The sequence below is a fragment of the Winogradskyella sp. 266wxhm genome, from assembly GCF_058964685.1.
The window spans coordinates 3,720,156-3,742,503 of sequence record NZ_CM179559.1 but is presented as its reverse complement, the minus strand read 5'-3'; the positions used below and the strand labels follow the sequence as shown (position 1 = coordinate 3,742,503).

Here is a 22,348-nt window from a genome sequence, read left to right as displayed (position 1 = left end):
TTATGGGAATATTTAGCGAAGACGAAAGAGAAATCACCTGTGTTTACAACGGTGAAAATTATACAGACGAACAGACATTAGCATATCTAAAAGCATCAGAAAAAAGCCTTTTAGACATCGATATAACCAAGACGAAAGTCACAGGAACCCAATGGGCAGACTTAGCAAGTCGCTTAAATAAAAGCATCAACAGCCTACTAAACGAGCAAGAAGTTGAAGGCGACCTAAGTGCATTCAACGAAAATGATTGCATTACCTTATTAAGAGAAGAACCTAAAGTTCTTAACGGTGCAATTGTTTTTACTGCTGATAAAGCTAAGCAAGTAAAAAATCCGTCTACGGTATTAGAATTTATTGAAACAGATTCAGAAGGCATACCAAAGCCTTACTGAAACTATTTTTTGATTGGTTGATTTGGTAGTAAAGTCTTATTCATGAAAATGAATAGGGCTTTACTCATTTATTGAACCATTACAAAACACAAAAGCTCTTGATAATTTCAAGAGCTTTTATGAGTTTTTAGAGAATATGTCTTTTGAATGTTTCTTTTTAGCGACCTCTATTGAGGTCAATTACTTTATGTTTCATTCAAAAATCATGATATAAACTTACCTTTAATCTAGAATATAAAAAACAACATTATTAACCTATTGTTTTATTATATTACCAAACAAGCATTGTTTATAACGAGGGTTATTGTAATTGGGTTAATTAATAATTTTTATACTATATAATTAAGAAGCACTTAATACTATATTATGTTGTGCAACAAGTAATCCATCTTTGTTTTCTAACTTCAAAATTCTATTTGGATCACCTTTCTTAGAAATACGCTTTCTGCAACTTTTAGTTAATAACGGATCTTCATCAAATAAAAATGTATCAATAGCATATACATCTTTAGAAGGCTCCTTTACTAAAGGATATATTTGTTGTAGTTGATTATAACGTCTGTCATTACCTGGAACAAATGTATAGAACGTGTATCTTCCTTCTTCATCTGTCTTTACCCAACTTCTATGGAACACATAGCGCTCATCACCTTCTTTTCTTAAATCAAAGTTTCCATTTTCGTCAGCTTGTTCAATATATATTATAACATCTTTAGCTGGAGTTACTCCGTCACTTTGGTACACAACACCTGTTAACTTTAATTTATTAGTTTGAGATCTGTAATCAGGAATAGTGTCACTGTTACTTAATTGTGCCTCTGCTCTATCAAACAATGGGCTCGTAGCTGCATCAAAGTCTTGAGCTAAAAGCGTATTAACAAATAAAAAGAAACACAGAATACTAAAATTACGAATTAGATTTTTCATAGGGCTATACATTTTAGATATGTCAAATTTCTACTATTAAAATCGTAATCCATTAAAAATCATATCAATGCTATTTATTTCCGACTAAATGAAAAAGGATTCAAAAAATTCCGATGAAATGCTACCTTTTTAAAATTTTTCACACAAAATAAATCTCAAAATAAGACTGAAATAATGCCCTAAAAACCGAGTTAAAAGACATGTGTTTTTTATCGGATAATTTTACTTTTCGTCCTTAAAAAGTGTATTTCATCCATAAAATCTGCATTTCATGTGTGTTTTTTTTCAAAAAAAATGTCAAAAAAAGTTGATTTATTTAATAATTTGTATAGATTTGCTTCACTAAGAATAAATAAAAGCCCTAAAATGAAAACAAAACTTACTTTATTCAGTATCCTTTTTTTCTTGATGATTGGTACTAGCTTTGCCCAAAAAAAGGATAAATCGCCAAGTATTATTAGTGGTAAAGTAAATATTTCAAAATATCATAGCCGTGAAGATTTGGAAAAACTTCCAAAAGGCGATCTACTAACATTATACATAGAGCGTATTGAAGTAATTGTTAATATTTTACCAAATATTGCTTTCGCAACAAAGCCAGGAGTTACTATGGCTTCTTTAGGTATACCAGAAACAAAAGATAACACTAAGGCTTTAGAAGAAAATATTGAAGCTTCTGAGACTTATTTTGATAAAGCGATAGAGTTTCAAAAGAAGATTTTACCTTATTCTGACACAACAGATTTAATTGCTGCTATTTTGTTCTACGAATCAACTTTAAAAGCACTACATACTTACGAAGATTTTAAAAGAGATTAACTCAAATTATCTCAACATATACTTAAAAACCCAAGCCTTTTTGCTTGGGTTTTTTTATTCATTTCAAACTTAAAATTTACACACTTAACTGATAATAGTATTTTATTAATCGATAAAAAGAATTTTTTTGTAAGAATTTTAAGTTTTTTTATATTAATACATGTATTTCATCGATAAATTTTGTGTTTCATAGGTATTGTTTTTATGTTTGGTCTAATAGTTTAAAACGCCCTTTAATCTAATAATGAATTTGACTACTATGAAAAAAATTACTTTAACTAAAATTCTTTTATTATTTGTGTTTTGTGGAAGCTTTGCACAACAGGAAAAAGGAATTACCGGTTACAACAATTGGCTAAACTCTTGGACAGATTTTAAGCCTAATCAAACAGAATATGGTGAGCCTACTCAGATATTGAGTGGTGATATCACTGAGAATACAACGTTAACAAAAAGAAACACCTACCTTCTACTGGGTGAAGTTTACGTTACTAACGAAGCAACTCTTACAATTGAGCCTGGAACAGTAATCCTTGGTGATTTTAAAACCAAAGGTTCTCTTATTATAAGTAGAGGTTCAAAAATCATTGCAGATGGAACTGCTACTGACCCTATAGTGTTTACTTCTAATAAAAGTGATAAGAAACAAGGTGATTGGGGAGGTATTTTCCTTCTAGGAAATGCTCCAATAAATATTTTCGGAGGAATATCTTCTTTAAATTATGGATTAAAACCTTCGTCAACTGAAAACATAAGCTACGGTGGTGACGATGCTTACAGTAACTCTGGTGTATTAAAACATGTTAGAATTGAATATGCTGGAAAACGAACTGTTGGTCACGAAGACTTTAGTGGTATTACTTTCGCTGGTGTAGGTATAAAAACATCAATATTTAATGTTATGGTAAGCTACTCACAAGGAAATTCCTTCAATGTTCTTGGTGGTGAAGTGTTACTAGAGCAAGCAGTATCTTTTAGATCTAGTAAAAATGATTTTAAATTTAATCACGGAGCACAAGCTAATATTTATAATTCTTTAGCAGTTAGATCTCCTTACATTTCTAGTCCTGATGGCTCTAAATGTTTACACGTTAGTTCTTATAACATTAAGGAAGATGCTGATGCTTCAAAAAAAGAAACTCTTGTTAAAGCAGAAAACTTAACGCTTATGAATGTGAGCAACGATATTAAATACGATATAAGTGTTGGTCTTGTTCAAGAAGCTATTTATGTTGGTCCTGATGTATCTTTCTCAATTGATAAAAGTGTAATTTCTGGATTTAATCCAGCTGTAATCTTAGATGAAAGAATTGCTATCAATAACGATAACCTAGCCAAAATACAGTTTACAAATACGTACTTCAATAACTGTAAAGGAAACATTTTCAAAAAAGGACAAACCAATAACGACGACTTAGAAAGTTGGTATGGTAGTAGAGCTTTTGATAATGTATATTCAAAAGGTCCTGATTCTGAAACATTCATCGACTCTGACAATAGTAGAAAACCAGACTTTAGATTAAAAGTAAATGGTATCATTGCTTCTAATGATAACTTTGACGATGAAGATTAGAAAAAAACTCTCATTTTCCTACTAAGAGAGCAAATGAGATTCATAGCAATTCAAATTAAATTTTTAATATGAATTGCTATGAATCATAAAAGAAATCCTTTAAGCTTATAAGCCTAGAAAACTACAATCCCAAAAAAATGTCCCAACCTATTAACCTAAACAAACTTATAGTTGTTCTGTGTGTTCTTGTTTCAATTTTATCTGAACAAGTAACAGCTCAGATAGTAATTGGTTCTCCTAATTTAGGGTTTAGTCAGGCATGTGCAAGTGAATCTTTCAACACCTATAACACTACATTTGTATTTTCACCAGAAAATGGGATAGACAGTTCTAATCAATTTATAATTGAAATGTCTAATCCTGATGGAGATTTTTCTGAGGCAGTAACTATTTACACATCTAACGCAGGCGAGGTAACAACGTCGCCAGCAACTTTAACGTTTTCTATACCAGAAACCACTGCAGGAGAAAATTATAGAATACGTATAAAAAGTACATCACCAGTAGCAACAAGTTCTGGTTCAACTTCTTTTGCAGCTTATTATAAACTTCAGGATTCACCTTTTACAATCAATAATTTAGTATCCACAGGAGCATTTTGTACAGGCGGTAGTTATCTGCTTACAATAGACAATCCTGGTACTGGATCTAATGATTCTCCTTTAAACTATCCTTCATTAACCTTTAACTGGTTCAGAGAAACTGGACCAACAACTTCTGTATTTGTAGCTGAAGGGCCTACTCTAGCGGTAAGTGAAGAAGGCACTTATTTTGTTGAAACTAATTACGGTACATGTACGTCAAATTCATTTTCTAACCGTGTTACAATTAGTGAAGCAACCTCTGGAGAGGCTAACGCTACTATTGCTTCTAGCTTAGGTAATCCTTTTTGTCCTGAGCAAGGTCTTACAACTTTGAGTACTATTGGTGGTAACAGCTATCAATGGTACAAAGACGGAGCTATAATTCCTGATGCTATAAGCCAAATGTACCAAACAAGTGAGTCTGGGACTTATTCAGTTCAAGTAGATTTAGGTGATTGTTCTGCTTCTGGCTCTATTGATTTGGTCAGCGAATTATTTGAAAGTTCTATAAATGTTCCTGAAATCAATGAAATGTTTGAAGACGAAACTCTTTTTGTTGAAGTCACTTCTACAGCTACAGCTCCTATCTATGAGTGGTATTTAGAAGGTTCATTAATACCAAGTGCTACAGAAGCTACTTATGAAGCTACAGATTTTGGAACATATTCAGTGGTTATAACAGAGACTGTAGGTTGTGAAGCTTCAGTTGAATATGAATTTATAATTGAAGAGGCTTTAGACTTATTCCCAGATGTAGAAAAAATACCTAATATGATAAGTCCTAATGGAGATACTATTAATGATACTTGGGTGATTCCGCAGCAATATGTAAGTGGAACAGACACTGAGGTTATTATTATGACCAACCAAGGAAAAATTGTATTGCAAACCAATGATTATCAAAATAACTGGCCAGAAAACGATTTGAATTTAACCAGTGTTAATCAAGTTTACTACTATATAATAACAACATCAAACAATCAAACTAAAAAAGGCTCAATAACTGTAGTAAAGTGATATGAAAGAATATTTATTAGTCATATTATTATGTATCTGTTTCTCGCAACTTTTGCAAGCGCAAGAAGATGACGGAGTAGTTGCGTTTAATTTACCTACAAGAAATTCTTTAACCTTCAATCGCTTTGCTATAAACCCAACATTTAGTTTTGTTAGAGAACAAACAAAATATATCACAGTATACAACAAAAGAGAATGGGTACAATTTGAAGATGCACCACTCACCTACCTTGCTGCCTATTCTGGTAGATTTAGTGAAAACATAGGTGCTGGTGCAAGTGTTTTTCAGCAAAACTATGGTGTACTTACAACTTTTGGTGGAGTATTAAACTTTGCTTACAACGCAAGATTAGGACGCGATAACAATCTTACTTTTGGTCTTAATGTTGGTGCTTACAGTAGTGGTGTTAACACTTCTAATGTAGTTACAAACTTTGCAGATCCAGCATTAGAAAATGTACCTTCAAATTTTTTGCTAACTATTAATCCTGGTATCAATTTCGGTACTGAGTTTTTAGATTTTGGGGTTTCTGTAAGCAACCTCGCGCTGTATAATCTTAACACTTCAGAACTTATTCAAGATAATCCACAACAAGGCTTACAAGCACATATGCTTTATACGGGTTATATGGATAGTAGAGGTTTTTTTGATGAAAGTAAGTTTTCTGGTATGATAAAATCAGAATTTCAAAAAGATGAAACTATTATCTCTGGTATAGCAATGCTTACAGTTCCTAAAGGAATTTGGGGACAAGTAGGTTATAATACTTTATATGGTGTTTCAGGTGGTTTAGGGTTGAATATTACTGAACAGATTGCAATTGAATACAACTATGAGACACCTATTGGTGGTGATTTAGGTGAATTTGGTCCTTCACACGAAATCACTTTGGCCTACCGATTCAAAAATGATAACTATTACAATTATGGTAATGATGATGAAGTGACTGGTATTTTTTCAAATGGAAACAAGAAAAGAAGACGTCGTGTAGTTAAGTCTTCTAATACAAAATCTCGAAATACAAATTTACTTGGTGGGACTTCTAAACCTAAAGCTGAAGAAGATGCTGAAGCTAAGAAGTTGGCTGAGCAAAAAGTAAAAGAAGAGGCAGAAGCAAAACGAATAGCTGAACAAAAGGCTAAAGAAGAAGCTGATAAACAAGCCAAACTATTAGCGGAACAAAAAGCAAAAGAAGAGGCTGAAGCCAAGAAATTAGCTGAGCAACAAGCGAAGGAAGAAGAAGAAAAAGCTAAAGCTATTGCTGAAACTAGAGCTAAAATTTTAGCTGAGCAAAAAGCTAAAGAGGAAGCTGATGAAAAAGCTAGATTATTGGCTGAACAGAAGGCTAAAGAAGAAGCCGAAGAACAAGCTAAACTATTAGCAGAACAAAAAGCTAAAGAGGAAGCTGAAGAACAAGCTAGATTATTAGCAGAACAAAAGGCTAAAGAGGAAGCTGAGGAACAAGCTAGACTATTGGCAGAACAAAAAGCTAAAGAAGAAGCTGAAGAACAAGCTAGATTATTAGCTGAACAAAAGGCTAAAGAGGAAGCTGAAGAACAAGCTAGACTATTGGCAGAACAAAAAGCTAAAGAAGAAGCCGAAGAACAAGCTAAATTATTAGCAGAACAAAAGGCTAAAGAGGAAGCTGAGAAACTAACTAATGAAGAGTTAGTTACTAAACCTACTGATGATTTAGGCAAATCTATGCAAGCCATAGCTAAATCTACAGAAGCTTCTAAAGAGCAACAAAATGATTTAATGGATAGATATAATGATATTATTAACATTAAAGACGAAGACCTTAAGGCGCTTAAAGAAGAGAATGATTTAAGTGATCAAGGTATTAAAGTTCAACCTAGACCTTTCAAAAGTGTTACAGCTGAGAATAATGAGCTTAATGCAATCAAGTCTGAATTAGACAAAATTATTGAAGAACGTAACAAAGAAATTAAAGATTTAGAAGAGCTTTATGACGAACGTATTGCTAATACAGAATTGGACGAAGTCAACCTATTCTACAAGAAAAAAATAGATCGTTTAAAAGATGAACAGTTAAAAGCTATAAAAACAAGATCTCAACTTGAAACTAAACTTGAAGAAATTAGAGTTGCGACAGAGTTTGAAAAGAGACGTAGAATAAAACGTGCAGCTTTTGACAATGAAGAAGATAGATACGCTCAAGACAGAGCTGCGTTAGAAAGAATAAAACGCACAACAGAAACAAAAGAAACACCATATACTGCTGAAGATTTTGATTATGGTGAAGAACTTGGAAATAATATAAAAATACTTAAAAACATTAAAAATGTAGAAAGTGGTTACTACCTTATAATTGCTGTGCATAGCAACCCTCAAAAACGAAACGAGTTTGTTACTAAAGTTGTAGAGTCCGGAAGATCTGATGTTGACTTCTTCCATGATGTTGCAACAAGTAAATACTATATCTATTATGAAAAATATGATAGTATACAAAGTGCAAACAATGCATTAAAATCAAAAGGAAATAGACCATACAATGGAAAAATGTCGATAGTGAAGATTGAAAATTAAATAGAAGTTAAGCGCTCTTCACTTCTTTAAGCCCCAAAGAAGAAGTGAGGATTTAAAAATAGATAATCATGAAAAAACCTACTTTTTCTAGAATTACAATAGTTGTAGTAATACTATTATTGGGACAACTAACTTTTGCACAAAACCTCGTACCGTTTTCTCCGAGATTTGATGAAGCATTAAAAGGAGACATCCTTTTAATCGGAAACAGCAATGTGGGCTTGCACCCTACCAATCCTTACAATGGAAATGCCACAAACGACTGGACTAACGCAGCAGTACATGTAGATATTGACGGAGATCCAAGTACCTTCAATTCCAGTAGTGCCGATTTAGATGTACCAAGTGATAATGGCTGTTATCAAATCGTATATGCTGGTTTATATTGGAGTTCAGTAGTCGATGGTGACTCACCTATTTCAGATGTTAAATTTAAAGTTCCTGGAGGATCTTATGTCGATATAACTGGTACAGAAATATACTATCAAAATGCTCCTAATGATTATCAGTCTAACACATTTGCATATTATCACGATGTAACTGATATGCTAACAGCACTACCTGATCCTGAAGGAACATATACAGTTGCAAACATATCTTCATTAGTTGGTCCAAGACCAAATTCCGAAGGTTTATCCGCTGGTTGGTCTTTATTTATTGTATATGAAGACCCTTTAATGCCTGCACAATACATTACTTCGTTTGATGGTTTTACAAAGATTACAAGTGTTATTAATGAAACTTTTCCTGTGAGTGGTTTTAACACTATTCCTGTAGGCCCTGTACGTGCTAAATTTGCATTTAGTACTATTGAAGGTGATAGAAGCTATACTGGTGATTATTTAAGGTTAAACGGAACAACAATTAGCGCAACTAATAATGCAGGAACAGTAATAAGACCAGGAAACAACTTCTTTAATAGTTCGGTTTCTGATATTGATCCAGCTACCAATACACCTGAATTATTCACAGATCGAAACCCAAGTAGTACAAACACACTTGGTTTTGATGCTGGTATAATAAACATTCCAAACCCAGGAAATACACTTATTGCTAATAATGCCACGAGTGCTAATATAAGCTTAGGTAGTAACCTTGATATCTACTATTACTATTTCAGTGCTTTCGCTATTGAAATTATAGCACCTAATATTGTACTTACTAAAATAGTTGAAGATGATGCTGGTAATGATATTGGTGGTCAACTCGTTGGACTAGGTTCATCTCTAAACTATATTATAGGTTTTCAAAATACAGGAAATGATGATGCTACTAATTTAACAATTAGAGATATTCTTCCTATTAATATAGTTTATAACCATCCTACAGATTTAGTTTTACCACCAGGTGTAACTGTTCAGAGTTATGATCCTGTTACAAGAGAATTAATTTTTGACATTGATGAATCTCTAGTTGAGGAAAATGATCCTGTTTATGAAATTAGAATAAATGCGCAGGTAGTTGATGATTGTGGACAATTAGCAGATGCTTGTTCTAACGTTATTAATAACCAAGCTTATGCTACGTATCAAGGAACCATAAATCCTGATTTTACAATTACTGATGATCCTAGTGTTAATAGTAATACAGGATGTTTAGTAACTCCTCAAGCCACTAATTTCTTAGCTGATTTAGATTGTACATTTGAAGAAGAGCATGTTTTATGTGGTGAAAGCTTAGAACTCACGGCTGCTGATGGATATGATTCTTATGCTTGGTCAACAAGTCCAACAGGAACACCTGTAATAGGTACATCGCAAACCATAACTGTTACAGACACAGGAACGTATTATTCTTACAACACAGCTATCGCACCTTGTCAGTCTATAGTACAAGAATATAATGTACAACTTTATGGCAATGATACTACAAACCCTGTAATACCTTATGCTGATGAGGTTGTTATATGTCCTAATGACGGAAAAGAACTACCAAACATCTTCTTATGTGGTGCTGATGATTTTGTGTTTATTGAAACAAACATTGCTGATTCTACAAACATAACTTGGGAAATATTAGATGAAACAAGTTGTGCTGCAGTTTCTGATCCTGATTGTGCTAATGAAGATGATTCTTGTGTTTGGAATACAGTTCCACCAAGTGAATCTGGTTTATTTGTTGACACAGCTGGTCAATACCGTATTACAATTAACTATCCTGGTGGATGTTTCGTACAATTCTATTTTAATGTTTACGAAAACTTATTAGACCCTACCGTAGTTTCTGAAGATATTATCTGTACTACAGATGGTAGTATTACAGTGAATAACGTACCTAGTGGTTATGAATACAGTCTTGATGATGTCAATTATCAATCTAGTAATGTGTTTTCTATTCCAAATCCTGGAACCTACACTGTTTACATTAGACAAACTGGCGTAACAACCAACCCTTGTGTTTTTACAGTTCCAGATGTTCAAGTTTTAGCAAGAGAATTCACTGCAAGCCATACTGTAACACAACCTATATGTAATGGTGAAATGGGTAGTATACATTTAGCCATTAATGATGTTGACCCACAATATACTTTCACACTATATAGTGGAGGAACATTAGTAAATACAGTTGGACCTATTACGGATAACAGCTACACTTTTGAAAATCTAAATCCAGGAACTTACACAGCTACCTTAGAAACAGAAAACGGCTGTATCTTCTCAGAAGACATTACTATCATAGAGCCACCGCTTTTAACAGTGACTGCTGCTGTAACTGTGCCATTAACCTGTACCGATGGTGAGATTACCATATATCCTGATGGTGGAACACCACCATACTATTACTTCATCAATAGTACTACGGATTTCCAATCGGTACCACAATATGTGGTTACAGCACCTGGAACTTATGACATAACTGTTGTAGATTCTAACAACTGTAGTGCTAGTACAACCATAACTGTGGACAGTCTTCCTGAACCAGAATTCAATATCTCTACTACCGATATTCTTTGTGGTGATCCTGGTGATACAGGTGTATTGACCGTTAACGTTACCAATGCTAATGGCTATGGGATCCAGTACAGTATCGATGGTGGAACAACTTTCACTAGTTCCAACACCTTTAATGGGCTTACAGCTGGTGACTATGATGTCGTATTACAATACAACACAGGTAGTTCAATTTGTGTCACAGATCCACAGACAGTTACCATAACTGCCAACACGGCTATATCAGGAACTGCTGAGCTATCAGCACCTTTTACCTGTCTAGACTCGGGAACCATTACGGTAACTACCGTAACTGGCGGTGACGCTCCTTATGAATATAGTATTGACGGTATCAACTTTCAAACTAGTAATACCTTCACGGGACTAACCCAAGGAAATTATACCATTACGGTTAGAGATACCAATAACTGTACATCGATTACTAATGAAATTACCGTTGCGGCTTTAAATCCGCCAACGGATATGGAATTCACGGATTCTGGTGTCACCTGTCCTACCAATACTACTGATGTTACTATTACATCGGTAACCAATGGTGTTGGAAATTTAGAATACCAGATCATTGCTCCTGCTGCTGCAGCTACAGCTTACCAATCCTCAAATGTTTTCACAGGATTGGAACCAGGAACATACACTTTCCAAGTAAGAGATGAAAACGATTGTACCTACAGTGAATCGTACACTATAGACCCTATCCCATCTCCTACCCTTAATGTGGTTTTAACAGAGGACTTGGATTGTACGGCTTCACCAGATGCGGTATTAAGCGGAACTATTACAGGACCTGCACCATATACTTATGCTGTTTCTTTTAATGGTGGTACTTATACCGATCTAGGGTCAACAGGTGCTTCTTTTACATATTCAACACCTAATGAAGGGACTTACCAGTTCCAAATCACTGATGCTAATGGCTGTACTGCCGAGTCATCAGAAATTAACGTATTACCATTGTCTTTACCTGCCCTGAGTTTAGTGGCAGAAAGTCAATCTATACTTTGTAATGGTGATAGTAATGGTGCTATTGATGTTACTATTGATACCTCTGTGGGAACTCCTCCGTTTGTGATCAATGTAAACAACGATACTACAAGTACCGACTATGGTACACAGACTTCTGGCTTACCTGCTGGAACATACACGGTAACACTTACCGATGCTAAATCTTGTACGGCTACGGAAACAATTACTATCAGTGAGCCTGATCCTATCAACGTTAACTATAGTGCTGTCGATATTACCTGTGGTGCTGGTGGTGTGTCTCAAGGATCTGTTATCGTGGATTCGGTTACGGGTGGTACGGCTCCTTACAACTATTTTGTAACGGGAACTAATGGCTATTCTAACTCTGAGCTTAATACAACAGGGTCTACATCTGTTAGCTTTGATGTGGTTGATTTCGGACTTTATCAAATTAACGTTGTAGATGCTAATGGCTGTTCTGTTTTAGTTCAGGATGTGCTTGTGGCTTCTCCTCCAACGGATCTAGATATTATTGTTAACTCTACTGTAGATTGTGCTACGGGTGGTGAGGCTGTTGTTAGTATTGGTTCTACTTTAACTAGTGCTGGACCATTCTTCTTCAGCATCTATCAAGGTCCTATTTCTGTTTATCCTAATCCTGCGGGATCATGGATTCCTGAGGATTCTCCAGGTAGTGAATCGGCTACGTTTACAGGACTTACTCCTGGCGTGACTTATACCTTCATTGTGTATGACCAATCTACAAATTGTAGTTATTACGAACCTGCTACGACACCAATACCAACCAATTCAACATTAACGGCTTCGGCGTTAACATCAAACAATATTACTTGTACAGGTAGTGCAGATGGAAATGTATCGTTTACCATAAACAACAGTGCTTCTAGCAGTGTTGATGTTACTTTTGAGATTTTTGATTCTTTAACGTTCAACTCTACTGGTGTTAGTGGTACAGGTAATGTGCCTGCTAATGGAACATTAGATGTATCCGATTTAGGGCCATTACCTTTTGGAAACTACTTTGTGAACATCTCTGAGACTTCTGGAACAAATGCTGGTTGTGGTGTAATTACTGAAACATTTAACATTACAGAGTCTGCCTTCTTATTAGAATTAGCGGTTTCGGTTGATCAGAGTGCTAATTGTGAGCCTAGCTCTGGTATGGTGAGTGCGGTGGCGCAAAATGGTACAGCTCCTTACCAATACCAAATCACAACAAGTGCTACTGCTCCAACTGCTACGGATGCTGGTTGGGCATCAGCAAGTGTATTCAATGTCGATGCTGGTGATTACTATGTTCATGTTATTGATGCTTATGGCTGTATTATATCAAGTCCTTTAACTGTGGTTCCTATGGATCCAACTCCAGTTATTTCTGCGACATTGAACAATCAATGTACGGTAACCGAAGGTAACTTTGAAATCGATGTGACCTTGGATACGGCTGGTATAGCTCCATATAGCTATAGTATTGATGGCGGTGCTTTTCAGACCATGTCTGCTCCGTTTACCATATCAAATCTCTATTCTGGAACTCATACGGTAGAAATACAGGATGCTAATGGTTGTGGTAACTTGGTTTCTGTTGATGTTTTTGCTCCTTTATTCATATCTCCTGAAGCGACGACCTTACCTACTTGTAATAACGACGATGGTGAGATTACATTAACTACTACGGGTGGATCGGGTACTTTCAACTATAGTATGTCTCCAAATCCTGCTTCGGTAAGTTTAAGTGGTAATGTGTTTTCTGGAGTGCCTTCTGGATTATATACGATTACGGTGACTGATGCTGTAACTGGATGTACTGAAGAAACCACTATTTCTTTACCTGAAGCTATCATACCTACATTTACACTAACCCCTAGTGCTGTGACTTGTTTTGGGGACAACTCGGGTGCTTTTGATATTGATATTACAAATTACACTGGTGCCTATACTTATGAGATTTTCGATAGCTCGAACACTTCTATCCTAGGCCCTGTAAATGCTAACACCTCTACAAACCCATTAACGGTTACTGGTATGAATGCTGGTACTTTTACTGTGGTTATCACTGAGACTGATATTCCTTTCTGTTCCAATACTGCTGATGTGGTCATTGCATCACCTACTGAAGCTTTGGCGCTTTCTATATCAGAAACTTCAAATGTAACCTGTAACAACAACGAAGGTACCATCTCTGCTGTTGCTACTGGTGGTTGGGGAAGTTTTGAATATGAATTGACTGGTGACGCTACGGTGGCCTATTCTTCTAATAATTCATTCTCTGGATTATCTGCAGGTACTTATACAGTAAATGTTAGAGATGCTGGTGGCTGTATCGTTTCGGAAACGATAACATTAGTTGAACCAACTCCGATTACGGCGACATTCACTCCTAGTACTACAACCTTAGCGTGTTTTGGTGATCAAGATGCTAGTATCTCCATTACCAATGTTACTGGTGGACAAGGAAGCAACTATAGCTATACTTTGAATACTATTTTACCAACTGCTAGTTCTTCTGGTCCTCAAACGACTAATGTATTTAACAATTTAGGCCCAGGAACTTATTCGGTAACCATTACTGACGGCTATGATTGTGAGTTTACTTCCGTGGATATCGTTATCGGTGAGCCTACTCCTATTGAGGTCAACTTGGTTAGAACGACAACACAGACTTGTTTAACGGAATCTACTTTAACTCTAAGTGCTACTGGTGGTACAGGAACTTATACCTATAGTGACGATAGTAGTTTTACTAACATATTAGGAACTTTTAGTTCATCAACTACATTCTCTGTGCCAGATGGCACGTATTCATACTATGTACAGGATGCTAATGGCTGTATGGCTAATGTTTCCAATGAGATTACTGTTGATCCTTTACCTGAGTTAACCTTAACCTTGGAAGCTTCGAACCTGTTCATTAACTGTTCGGGTGACAACAATGGTTCTATATCTGCAACGGCTCTTGGTGGACTAGGCAACTATGTATACACACTACAAGATGGTGGTGGCAATCCTATTACTGCAACACAGAACAGCCCTGGGTTCTTTACGGAACTTTATGCTGGTGACTATATTGTTTTAGTTGAGAGTGGTGATTGTAGCACAACCTCTGCTCCGATAAGCATTACCGAACCAACGGCTCCTTTAGATGCTACAATAGCAGTCAGCGATGTTAGCTGTTTTGGAAACCAAAATGGCTCGGTAGAGATTACGGCAACTGGTGGAACCGGAACTATAAAATATGCGATATCACCACAGTTGAACCAATTCTTTGATTCTAATGTTTTTGAAAACCTGGCACCTGGTGATTATGAATTGATTGTTCAGGATGAACTTGGGTGTTATCTAACTTTTGATTTTACAGTTGAAGAACCACAACCGGTAATCTTAAGTATTGTGCCAAATTCTATTTTTCCAGAGTTATGTCAAGGCGATCAAACTGGTGAGTTTAGTATTGATATTTCTGGCGGTACAATGCCTTACAGTGTTAGTTTAGATGACTATAGCGGCACTTATACGACTGGTTCGGCAACACAAACGGAGTTTGATTTTACAAATCTTGAAGGTGGTGATCATATCGTTTATGTTAGAGATGCTGAAGGTTGTGAGTCTGAATGGAACATTACCTTCCCTGAGTCGGTTTTTATTAATCCTGAGATTACTATTGAAACGGCCTGTGAGAACAACAATAACATAAGTATCGTAACTGTAACCGTTGACGATTCTATTACGGATACTTCTGAATTGGATTACTCTTTGGATGGCGGAGCTTACCAAACAAGTAATGTGTTTACTAATGTTCCTGTAGGTACGGATCATTTCATCGATGTTAGACATACCAATGGTTGTATACAGACTACCGAATTATTTGATATTGAAGGTTATGACCCTGTAACACTAACTTTTGAAGAAGGTGGCTTAAATGAATTTATCGCTACGGCTTCGGGTGGTACTGGTGATTATACTTATACAATGAACGGTGAAGATTATGGTAGTGAAAATAGCTATATCATCACAGAATCTGGTATCTATACGGTTACTGCTACAGATAGTAGTGGTTGTTCTGCTACGGCTCAGATAGAAATGGAGTTTATTGACATTTGTATCCCGAACTGGTTTACACCGAACGGTGATGGGCAATATGATACTTGGGCACCTGGTTGTACGGAAAACTACCCTAACCTAACCTTTGATATTTTTGATAGATATGGACGTAAAGTAGCGACTTACCGTGTTGGTGAAGTTTGGGACGGTAGATACAAAGGTGCTGAATTGCCTATGGGTGATTATTGGTTCGTGGTAAAAACAAACGATACCATTGATAAGGAATTTGTTGGACACTTTACTCTATACAGGTAATTATATAATAGCTTAAAAATTGATTGTGATGAAAAAACTTATAATATTTGTATTGCTTTTTACCATATCGTTTAGCTATGGTCAAGAATTAAACTTACCTGTATTTACACAATATCTAGCGGACAATGATTTTGTAGTCTCCCCTACTTATGCTGGTATTGGTGATAATTTAAAAATTAGAGCCAATGGACTGACGCAATGGGTCGGTATTAAGAATGCACCAGACAACCAATCCTTATACGCCGACTTTAGGATATCGAACCGTACTGGTGTGGGTATATCTGCCTATAACGACAAGAATGGTAACACAAGACAGAAAGGTGTTAAGTTCTCTTTTGCGCACCACTTGACATTAGATTATAAATCCAAACAGTTTTTGTCTTTTGGACTATCCTACAATATCAACAGTTTTAGAATCGATATCGAGAACTTCAATACAACCTATGATATCCCAATTGTGGATCCAACAATTACTGATGACAGGTCCAACTCTAACAATAATTTTGATGCTGGGCTTTTATACCGTTGGAAGGCCTTCTTCTTGAGCTTTAATGCCAACAACCTTTTACCTAAGGATCTTGATGGCATTACAGAACTCGAGCCGAGCCGATTATTAAATTATCAGATCTACTCTGGTGTGGTCATTAAAAGTAATGCTAATAAAGATGTGGAATTTGAGCCGTCGGTATTCTACCAGATGTTCGATAGTGACAAGCGCTCTAGTACCGATATCAACTTTAAATACAGAAAGTTTAACAGAAAGGGAGACTACTACTTTTTGGGTGGATCCTACAGGTTCCTTAACGATCAGTTTTTGAAACCTTTGAATATTGGTCCTATGGCTGGGATTACTTTCAACCAGTTTTTCTTTGCCTATTCTTACCAGCTTACTATGAACGACCTATCCGGGTTTAATACGGGAACCCATATGGTAACTATTGGACTAGACTTCCTTCAAAATGCTAGTAACTGTGCCTGTACTAAAGGTACTAGTCAGAGTTATTATAGGTAGGGATTTAATGTGATAGCTTTAAATATTAGAATAATCAAGTTTTATAGCACTTTTTTTAGTATATTCTAAATAAGTGCTATAATAATTTCTTATAAGCTTGTTTAATTCATAAAATTAACATTTTGAAATCTTTAAATGTTAAAATCACCATATTTAACACACTCATTTTCTTGCAATTAACTTCATCGTTTTTAATGATACTTCATCGAATTGATTCTTAGTGGTAAACTTTAATTACTAATTTTAGGCTTGCTATTAATTTTATTTCTTAAAACAGTTCATGAGACCTATTATTTCCAAAAAACAAATTGGAGTTTTAATAACTGATATCTTCCCCAAATCAGCTAAAATTAGAATTTCTTTAATCGTCACCCTTTCGTTACTATTATTTAGTTCTATACCCTATTTTTCAGGCCCAGGATTATTAACACCTCAAACTATTGGTCCGTATGCAAACAATGCATTTCCTGTAGGTGCTGATTTTGATTTAGATGCTACTTATAGAGTTGCTTTTCCTAATTTAACTTTCTTCTACCCTATTGCTTTCAAGATGGTACCTAACCAAGAAAAAATTGTGATAGCACAACTTGATGGTGAAATTTTTTGGTTTGACAATGACGAAAGTACAACTACAAAAAATGTATTACTAGACCTATCATCAGAAGTAGGTTTGGTTTCTGATGGTGGTTTTTTAGGTTTAACTATCCATCCTGAATTTGACGCTGCTACTAACCCTAAAAATTATTTCTACGTATACTATTGTACAAAAAACTCCGATGGACAAGATTTACCTGGTTTTGGACAATATACTGGACAAGGTTGTTATTATAGTGAGACAAGTGATGTATACCAAGGAAACTTCGTTATTCTTGAGAGATTTGAAGTAGATCCTACAACTATGAGTTTTGTTACAGGTTCTAGAACGACAATCTTAAAGAATAGAATGTATGGAACCACTCATTATGGTGGTGGAATGGATTTTGGCGATGACGGGTTTCTTTATCTAACTACAGGTGAGCATGGCTCTTGGGCAAGAGCTCAAGATATATTTGGAAATCTTCGTGGTGGAGTGTTAAGACTAGATGTAGACAAAGATCCTACAAGAAGTCATCCTGCAGTACGAAAAATGCCTCAAGATGCTGGTGAGTCAGATGAAATCACAGGTGTTGAATATTGGATTCCTGATGATAATCCTTTTAGTGACAATACGGTAGGCTCTACAACAACGCTTTACGGTCAACCAAATTTAACAACTTCAGATCCAAATGATGTATATACGTCAGGTGATTTCTTTGAAGAATATTATGCTATTGGTTTAAGGAATCCTTTTAGGATGACTAAAGATAGTGGTACTGGTACATTTTACATTGGTGATGTTGGTTTGAATACTCACGAAGAAGTTGATGTATTACAAGGTGGCTCTAATTATGGTTGGCCAAATTATGAAGGTTTTATTGCTGGTCCAGGTTGTGACCCTGAACTTTTCAACAATATGGCTCATGAAGAACCTCTTTTGGCTTTTAGTCCAGAAGACGCCAACTCTATTACCGGAGGTTTTGTCTACAGAGGTTCTGCAATCCCAGAGTTATATGGTAAATATATATGTGCTGATTATGGAAGTGGTGATGAAATATTTTCAGTAGACACAACTACTGGTGAATATGTAGAAATAGCAACATTTACACCACAAGATATAATTTCCTTTGGTGAAGATAATGATGGTGAATTGTATATTTTAAATCTTGGGTTTAGTACTAATATATATAAGTTAATAGATAATGATGATAATTTTCCAGATCCACCTCAATTACTCTCACAAACAGGTATTTTTACTGACTTAAGTACTCTTGAGGTAGAAGATGGCTTTGTTCCCTATGAGTTATATGAGCCTTTTTGGTCTGATGGCGCCTTGAAAAGAAGATGGATAGCAGTACCTAACAATGATGGTGTACATAGTGGTCCTAATGAACAAATACAATACTCTGAATATGGTGATTGGGTTTTTCCATCAGGTACAGTTATTGTAAAGCATTTTGATCTTAAAATTGACGATAATGACCCTTCGGTGACAAAAAAGATTGAAACAAGAGTATCTGTAGTAGGCGACGATGGCAATATGTATTTTTTAACCTATAATTGGAACGAACAAGAAACAGATGCTGTTTTACAAACGACCAGTACAGAAGAGCCTGTAGAAATAGCTACTGTTGGTGGTGGAACAAGAATTCAAGATTGGTTTTTTCCTTCAAACTCTAACTGTATAGACTGCCACAATGAAGCTAATAAAGGATCGCTTGGGTTAAAAGCAAGATATTTAAACACAGACTACACTTACCCTGAAACTGGTCTTACAGGAAATCAATTAGTAACACTTAGTCATTTAGGGATAATTGACGAATCTATAACTGATACCGACACAGAAGATATTATTACAAATAAACCACTGAATGACACCAACGCCTCACTTGATGAAAAAGCTAGATCTTATTTAGATTTGAACTGTGCATATTGTCATAGACACGATAATAGTAATAGAGCTGAATTTGATTTAAGATATTTTAATACACTTGAAGCTACTGAACTACTTACTGCAGGTGTACTAAGTCCTCTTGGTATTGATCCAAATGAAAAAATTGTTTTTGCTGGTGATGCATCCAAATCCATTTTATACCATAGAATGAATAGTGTTGATCCCGCTATTATGATGCCGCCACTTGCTAAAAGCATAATTGATGAACCTGCGGTTGCATTAATAGAAGAATGGATAAATCAATTAGATGAAAATAGTACTATAGGACCGAACAATCCTAATCCTATAATAAATTTAGCTCTACTATCTTCAGCTGAACTCAGTGGACATATACAAAGCTCAGGTAGAGGTAACCCTTTAGCCATACTTTACGATCCATCACTACAAGATTATAAAATTACAACTAACTTCGCTGAATATGGTGAATCCTACCAATATAATTTAGGCACAGTTGATGCTGAAAATGGATTCTTTTGGAGAGTAGATTGGCCGCACCCAAAGTTTGTTAATTATATAACTTTTGGCGGATCATTTCCTAACCAACCACAACCAAATACTATGTGGCGAGTTAGTTATCTAAGGGAAGGCTCTTGGATTACAATTGAAGAAGGTCAAGGTGGCTGGATCAATAATGGTATATATGTTTGGGATGGCACAAATGATCCTCCTAAATATGCAGAAGCTTTAAGATTACAACTTTATAGTGATGGTACAAATGACCTAGTTAGCATTCATATTAGAGGACGTGGTGGTCATACTTCATATGGTGGTGATGATAGTGGTACTGAGCCAAAAGCATCATTAATGCAGTTTATGCCTTTTGATAATACAACAGAAATTACTGATATTATAGCTGGCACACAAACAAATTGTAACCCAGTAGATAATACATATACTCAAGAATTAACCATAACTTATACAGATGCTCCAGAAACAGGATCAATAATTGTAAATGGGCAATCATTCCCAATAACTACAAGTCCTCAAACAGTTGTATTAACTGGATTAGACTCTGATGGCTTAGGTGTCCAAATTGAAGCTTCTTTTAGCGATGGCTATCAAACAGATTATAAAAGTAATGGAGTTGTCTTTACGGCTCCTAATAATTGTATGGATTTAATTGTTGGTGTTGATGAAACTGTAACCTTTGAAGGTGATTATGAAGTTTCCGCAAGTGGTAGTATTGAAATCCTTGAAGGAGGTACATTAATTATTAATGGTAATTTTACCAATAATGGAGAAGTTATATTAAATTCCGTATCCGATAAGTATTCAAGTCTTATCGTTAGCGGAACCAGCACAGGAAATATAAAATATAAGAGACATGTTAATCTTTTCAATGGAGTTACAGCAAACGATTTAATATCTCCTCCTGTGGCTAACCAAGAATTTGGAGATTTCGCTAGTAATAATCCAAACATATTTGAAAACCCAAATGATATTAATCAAAAACTTTTTGGTCCATTTGATGAACCTAATGGAGCCTATGAAATTTACTCAATAATAGACAACTCACTTACTATAATAAACTCTGGTATAGGTTACAGAGCTGCTAGAGATGCATCAGAAGATGGTATAAGTGGTACAACTTTTACTTTTGAAGGTGATCTTCAGACAAACTCTGTTGTTGTTAATTTAACAGATACTAATGGGTCTTATTATGAAGGGTGGAACCTAGTAGGTAATCCTTATTCGTCTTATATTGACTTCGACACTTTTTTCTCTTTGAATAATTTAGAATTAGACGAAGGCTCATATAAAGCTATTTACGGTTATGATGGTGACTCTAACGATGGTTGGACTATCTTAAACAGTGTAACGACAGGTCAATTAATAGCGCCTGGTCAAGGTTTCTATGTAAGAAGTAAAACAGGAGGTGGTTCGGTCACTTTTACACCTGAAATGAGAGTTGGAGGTTCCTCTGATGATTTCATATTAGGAAGAAGTGCTTCAAACCAGTCGGCTCATTTTGGACATATAACACTAAATTCTAGTTCTTCTTCTAATAGTTATAATACAGATATTTATTTTAATAGTAATGCCACACTAGGTCTAGATCCTGGTTATGATGCGGCTTTGTATGGAAGTGCTACAGACTTTTCTTTGTATTCTAACTTAGTTCAGAACAATACAGGTACTCCTTTTTCAATTCAAGCCTTAGGAGATACTGATATGAACGATGTTACAATTGCTTTAGGTGTTCATGCTAATCAAGGTGAGGAAATAACAATAAGTATTTCTGAAACTGATATGCCAGATAATATCGATATCTACTTAGAAGACAATCTAACAAGTACATTTACACTATTGAACACAAATGATTATGTTTTTACACCATCAAGTCAAATCAATGGTGTTGGAAGATTCTTTATTCATTTTGAAAATTCAGCATTAAGCACATTAGATTCTAGCTTGAATAGTTTATTGATTTTCACAGATAACAAAAGTAAATCAATTGTTATTGATGGATTATTGCAAGAGTCCACTAATGCTATTTTGTATGATATTCATGGTAGAAAAATTTTGAGTCAACAATTAAATAATTCTGACTCTCGACAAACTATCAATGCTAGTCATCTTAGTTCTGGTATTTATATTATAGAATTAAATAATAAAGCTGATAAAAAGCGAATACAAAAATTAGTTATTCAATAA

At 35.3% G+C, this 22,348-nt stretch carries 9 protein-coding genes; 8 read left to right on the top strand and 1 reads right to left on the bottom strand.

The window, feature by feature from the left end:
- Positions 1–2 precede the first annotated feature (2 nt).
- Positions 3–392: an arsenate reductase family protein gene (locus AC2H4K_RS16880; protein WP_281139359.1), complete on the top strand. Its 390-nt coding sequence runs from the start codon at positions 3–5 to the stop codon at positions 390–392.
- Between the two features lie 342 nt (positions 393–734).
- On the opposite strand, the gene AC2H4K_RS16875 is transcribed toward AC2H4K_RS16880, so the two are convergent.
- Positions 735–1,319 (bottom strand): peptidase associated/transthyretin-like domain-containing protein, encoded by a 585-nt coding sequence (locus AC2H4K_RS16875; RefSeq protein ID WP_281139360.1) that lies wholly within the window; start codon positions 1,317–1,319, stop codon positions 735–737.
- A 366-nt stretch (positions 1,320–1,685) separates the two neighbouring features.
- On the opposite strand from AC2H4K_RS16875, the gene AC2H4K_RS16870 reads away from it, so the two are divergent.
- The 7 genes from AC2H4K_RS16870 to AC2H4K_RS16840 all read left to right on the top strand — a co-directional run bounded on the left by AC2H4K_RS16870 (position 1,686) and on the right by AC2H4K_RS16840 (position 22,348).
- Positions 1,686–2,138, top strand: a complete 453-nt coding sequence (locus tag AC2H4K_RS16870) for a hypothetical protein (RefSeq protein WP_281139361.1) — start codon at positions 1,686–1,688, stop codon at positions 2,136–2,138.
- Positions 2,139–2,397: 259 nt separating this feature from the next.
- Complete coding sequence (locus AC2H4K_RS16865; protein ID WP_281139362.1) at positions 2,398–3,711, top strand: beta-helix domain-containing protein; 1,314 nt, start codon at positions 2,398–2,400, stop codon at positions 3,709–3,711.
- Between the two features lie 137 nt (positions 3,712–3,848).
- Positions 3,849–5,312, top strand: coding sequence for a T9SS type B sorting domain-containing protein (locus AC2H4K_RS16860; RefSeq protein ID WP_281139363.1), 1,464 nt, complete (start codon positions 3,849–3,851; stop codon positions 5,310–5,312).
- A gap of 1 nt (position 5,313) precedes the next feature.
- Positions 5,314–7,863 carry a PorP/SprF family type IX secretion system membrane protein gene (locus AC2H4K_RS16855; RefSeq protein ID WP_281139364.1) on the top strand — a complete coding sequence of 850 codons (2,550 nt, stop codon included), beginning with the start codon at positions 5,314–5,316 and terminating at the stop codon, positions 7,861–7,863.
- Positions 7,864–7,931: 68 nt separating this feature from the next.
- Positions 7,932–16,151, top strand: a complete 8,220-nt coding sequence (locus AC2H4K_RS16850; protein ID WP_281139365.1) for a T9SS type B sorting domain-containing protein — start codon at positions 7,932–7,934, stop codon at positions 16,149–16,151.
- A 28-nt stretch (positions 16,152–16,179) separates the two neighbouring features.
- Positions 16,180–17,163 carry a PorP/SprF family type IX secretion system membrane protein gene (locus AC2H4K_RS16845; RefSeq protein ID WP_281139366.1) on the top strand — a complete coding sequence of 328 codons (984 nt, stop codon included), beginning with the start codon at positions 16,180–16,182 and terminating at the stop codon, positions 17,161–17,163.
- Positions 17,164–17,443: 280 nt separating this feature from the next.
- Complete coding sequence (locus tag AC2H4K_RS16840; protein ID WP_281139367.1) at positions 17,444–22,348, top strand: DUF8693 domain-containing protein; 4,905 nt, start codon at positions 17,444–17,446, stop codon at positions 22,346–22,348.

Excerpts from the sequence above, each read along its gene's own strand:
- AC2H4K_RS16880 (WP_281139359.1), top strand. The coding sequence starts at position 3 with ATGGGAATATTTAGCGAAGACGAAAGAGAAATCACCTGTGTTTACAAC.
- AC2H4K_RS16865 (WP_281139362.1), top strand. The coding sequence starts at position 2,398 with ATGAAAAAAATTACTTTAACTAAAATTCTTTTATTATTTGTGTTTTGT.
- AC2H4K_RS16855 (WP_281139364.1), top strand. The coding sequence starts at position 5,314 with ATGAAAGAATATTTATTAGTCATATTATTATGTATCTGTTTCTCGCAA.
- AC2H4K_RS16845 (WP_281139366.1), top strand. The coding sequence starts at position 16,180 with ATGAAAAAACTTATAATATTTGTATTGCTTTTTACCATATCGTTTAGC.
- AC2H4K_RS16870 (WP_281139361.1), top strand. The coding sequence starts at position 1,686 with ATGAAAACAAAACTTACTTTATTCAGTATCCTTTTTTTCTTGATGATT.
- AC2H4K_RS16850 (WP_281139365.1), top strand. The coding sequence starts at position 7,932 with ATGAAAAAACCTACTTTTTCTAGAATTACAATAGTTGTAGTAATACTA.
- AC2H4K_RS16840 (WP_281139367.1), top strand. The coding sequence starts at position 17,444 with ATGAGACCTATTATTTCCAAAAAACAAATTGGAGTTTTAATAACTGAT.
- AC2H4K_RS16860 (WP_281139363.1), top strand. The coding sequence starts at position 3,849 with ATGTCCCAACCTATTAACCTAAACAAACTTATAGTTGTTCTGTGTGTT.
- AC2H4K_RS16875 (WP_281139360.1), bottom strand. The coding sequence starts at position 1,319 with ATGAAAAATCTAATTCGTAATTTTAGTATTCTGTGTTTCTTTTTATTT.